The sequence below is a fragment of the Paraburkholderia oxyphila NBRC 105797 genome (genome assembly GCF_000685075.1).
In the GTDB taxonomy this organism is placed as follows: Bacteria; Pseudomonadota; Gammaproteobacteria; order Burkholderiales; family Burkholderiaceae; genus Paraburkholderia; species Paraburkholderia oxyphila.
The window spans coordinates 1-3,672 of record NZ_BAYD01000229.1 but is presented as its reverse complement, the minus strand read 5'-3'; the positions used below and the strand labels follow the sequence as shown (position 1 = coordinate 3,672).

Here is a 3,672-nt window from a genome sequence, read left to right as displayed (position 1 = left end):
ACGCCTATAACTTCAACTAAAAAGCCCGCTCAAGGTTTCTGAACGGGCTTCTATCTGGCGGAGCGGACGGGACTCGAACCCGCGACCCCCGGCGTGACAGGCCGGTATTCTAACCAACTGAACTACCGCTCCAGTTCGACATACACAGATGGGCGTCGGTTGATTCCCACCTGCTGCTTCGCCGATATCATTACGATCTGATCGACGACGCCTATGTCTGGCGTCCCCTAGGGGATTCGAACCCCTGTACTCACCGTGAAAGGGTGATGTCCTAGGCCTCTAGACGAAGGGGACATGATCTTTTCAGATAATGCCTTGCTACACTTTACCGCACACTACGCTGTTCTGTTGGTGGAGGTAAGCGGGATCGAACCGCTGACCTCTTGCATGCCATGCAAGCGCTCTCCCAGCTGAGCTATACCCCCTTGCAGAACAGAAGCGAGATTTTAAACATCAATTTCGCTTTCGTCAAGAGCGTTTTGAATCTTTTTTTCATCGCTTCGACGTTTCTGCGAAACATCGTTGCTCGATTCAACCGCTCTTTGCGTGAAACTTGCTGCTGTTTCGCGCTCCGTATTCAACGGAGCCCGAATACTACAAGAACTCTCGCCCTCGCGCTAGTGCCAGAGCGAAAAATTCTTCAAATATTTTTACGCGTGCTTCCCGGAGCCCCTTCTCAGGCACCCTTCGCGAGGCCCTGCTCGATGCGGCTCACGACCGTATCGCGGCCGAACAGCGTGAGCACCGCGTCGATCGCCGGCGTGTGCGTCGTGCCCGCCACGAACAGGCGCACCGGCATCGCAAGCTGCGGCATCTTCAGCTTGTGCGCGCCCAGCGTCGTCTTGAAGGCGGCCGAGATGGCTTCCTTCGTCCACTCCGCGCCCTTGAGCGCGCTCGCGAGATCGGCGAGTGCCGGACGCACCGCGTCGGTCACGTGCTGCGCGAGCGCGTCCGCTTCAGGCTGCGGCTCGCGATAGAACATCATGGCGCTCTCGGCGATCTCCTTGATCGTCGTGGCGCGGTCCTTGAACAGCGCCACCACGCCGTCGAGCGCCGGCCCCTTCGCGAGCGCCGCTTCGTCCACGCCCAGCGCCGCGAAGAACGGCTTCGAGAGCTCGGCGAGGCGCGCGTTGTCGACTTCCTTCAGGTAGTGGTTGTTGAGCCAGTTGAGCTTGTTGTGGTCGTACTGCGCCGGCGACTTGCCCAGATGGTCGAGGTCGAACCACTCGACGAACTGCTCGCGCGAGAACACTTCCGCGTCGCCGTGCGACCAGCCCAGACGCGCGAGGTAGTTCAGCACCGCTTCCGGCAGGTAGCCGGCGTCGCGATAGCCCATCACGCTCATGGCGCCGTGACGCTTGCTCATCTTCTCGCCCTGCTCGTTGAGCACGGTCGGCAGGTGCCCGTAGACCGGCGGCTCCGCGCCCAGCGCGCGCAGGATGTTGATCTGGCGCGGCGTGTTGTTCACGTGGTCGTCGCCGCGAATCACGTGCGTGATCTTCATGTCGATGTCGTCGACCACGACGCAGAAGTTGTAGGTCGGCGTGCCGTCCGGGCGTGCGATCACGAGATCGTCGAGTTCCTCGTTCGAGATCTCCACGCGGCCCTTCACGGCGTCGTCCCATGCAACCACGCCCGTGAGCGGGTTACGGAAGCGCAGCACCGGCTGCACGCCTTCGGGGGGCGTCGGCAGCACCTTGCCCGGCTCGGGGCGCCACGTGCCGTCGTAGCGCGGCTTTTCGCCGGCCTCGCGCTGACGCTCGCGCAACGCATCGAGTTCCTCGGTCGACATGTAGCACGGGTACACGAGGCCCTTGTCCTGCATCTCTTTGAGCACTTCGCGATACCGGTCCATGCGCTGCATCTGGTAGAACGGACCTTCGTCGAAATCGAGACCGAGCCACTGCATGCCTTCGAGGATCGCGTCGACCGCTTCGGAGGTCGAGCGCTCGAGGTCGGTGTCCTCGATCCGCAGCACGAAGGCGCCCTTGTTGTGGCGCGCGAACGCCCACGGGTAGAGCGCGGAACGGATGTTGCCGAGGTGGATGAAGCCGGTCGGGCTCGGCGCAAAGCGGGTACGGACGGGGGTCGTGGTCATGGGCGAATACTCGAGGACGGTGCCGTCCGGCGACCGGCCGGCGCCGCGGCATCAACGATGCGCACGGCGCGGCAGGCGAATACGGTCGACGGCGGACGGCGAAGGTTCGCAGCACTTGCCTTGTGCCCTGGCGATGCCGGCTCGGGAGAAGCACGGCACAGCGCGGCGCGGCAAGCGCAAAACGCGAACGGAAAACCGGGAAAATTAGAGACGGGATTATACCCGCCGCGCGCCGGTTCGGCCGCGCGCGGGCGTGGGCGCAAACGCGTGCGGTGCGCGCCGCGTGGCGAATCGTCGCCGTTGTGTTGGCGTTGCGTTGGCGTCGCGTTATCGATTCGTTGCCGTTTCGTGGTGTCGATTCATCGCATCGAGCGTGACCGACACATCGCGTTACACGCACGAAGCGTGAGCGCGCACGGCTTTGCCTTATCATGTCGGCGCGCTGGCGCCCTCGCCCGCGCCGCGCACCCGCAGTCGCGGGTCGCAAGAATAAACGCGGTGCGCTCGCCACACGAGATTCGCCTTCGCACGCGCCGCCTGGAGAATGTGCTTGAAACCCAGTTCGAAGCCGGATCTGAATCCGGACACGCAGCAGGACCGCAATCCTTCGCCGCTTTCATTGAGCCGCCGCCACTTCTCGCTCGCGGCCGCCTCCACCGTCCTCGCCGCCTGCACGACCGCGGGCACGCAGACGGCCGAAAACAAGGGCGCCACAGTCGCCCCGCCGCCGCTCGCCAAAACGCCGCGCCCGATCCGCGTGGGCCTCGCGCTCGGCGGCGGCGCCGCGCGCGGATTCGCGCATATCGGCGTGATCAAGGGACTCGAGGCGCGCAACGTGCAGGTCGACTTGATCACGGGCACGAGCGCGGGCTCGGTGGTCGCGGCACTCTACGCCTCGGGCATGAATGGCTTCGCGCTCAACAAGCTCGCGCTGACGATGGATGAAGCATCGATCAGCGACTGGGCCATGCCGTTTCGCAACCGCGGCATTCTGCAAGGCGTGGCGCTGCAGAACTTCCTGAACACGACGCTGCGCGACCGGCCGATCGAAAAGATGGCCAAGCCGCTCGGCGTGGTCTCGACCGATCTGCACACCGGCCAGCCGATCCTGTTCCAGCGCGGCAACACGGGCATTGCCGTGCGTGCCTCGTGCAGCATTCCGTCGATCTTCGAGCCGGTGAAGATCGCGGGCCACGAGTACGTGGACGGCGGCCTAGTGAGCCCGGTGCCCGCCTCGTTCGCGCGCAAGATGGGCGCCGACTTCGTGATTGCCGTGGATATTTCGGCACGCCCCGAAACGGCGCCCACGCAGAGCCAGTTCGACGTGCTGATGCAGACCTTCACGATCATGGGTCAGTCGATCAAGAACTACGAGCTCGAAAAATACGCCGACCTCGTGATCCGGCCGAATCTCAACGCGATGGCGAGCAGCGACTTCACGCAGCGCAACGCCGCAATACTCGCAGGCGAGGAAGCGGCGGCGAAGATCTTTCCCGAGCTCGAGCGCAAGCTCGCCGCGGCGCGCACGGCGGCAGTCTGAGATAACCGGGGCGATGGCCCGAGCGGCCATCCCA

At 64.2% G+C, this 3,672-nt stretch carries 2 protein-coding genes and 3 tRNA genes; 1 reads left to right on the top strand and 4 read right to left on the bottom strand.

Annotation, left to right across the window (positions count from 1 at the left end; all coding sequences use genetic code 11):
• Window positions 1-55: 55 nt before the first annotated feature.
• The 4 genes from BO1_RS48305 to gltX form a co-directional block, all read right to left on the bottom strand.
• Window positions 56-132 (bottom strand) — tRNA-Asp (locus tag BO1_RS48305).
• An 86-nt stretch (window positions 133-218) separates the two neighbouring features.
• A tRNA-Glu gene (locus BO1_RS48300) sits at window positions 219-294 on the bottom strand.
• A 55-nt stretch (window positions 295-349) separates the two neighbouring features.
• Window positions 350-425 (bottom strand) — tRNA-Ala (locus BO1_RS48295).
• Window positions 426-676: 251 nt separating this feature from the next.
• Window positions 677-2,098, bottom strand: a complete 1,422-nt coding sequence (gltX, locus tag BO1_RS48290; protein WP_028223708.1) for a glutamate--tRNA ligase — start codon at window positions 2,096-2,098, stop codon at window positions 677-679.
• 544 nt (window positions 2,099-2,642) lie between these two features.
• Here gltX and BO1_RS48285 point away from each other — a divergent pair.
• Window positions 2,643-3,638, top strand: a complete 996-nt coding sequence (locus BO1_RS48285; protein ID WP_084688849.1) for a patatin-like phospholipase family protein — start codon at window positions 2,643-2,645, stop codon at window positions 3,636-3,638.
• Window positions 3,639-3,672: the final 34 nt, after the last annotated feature.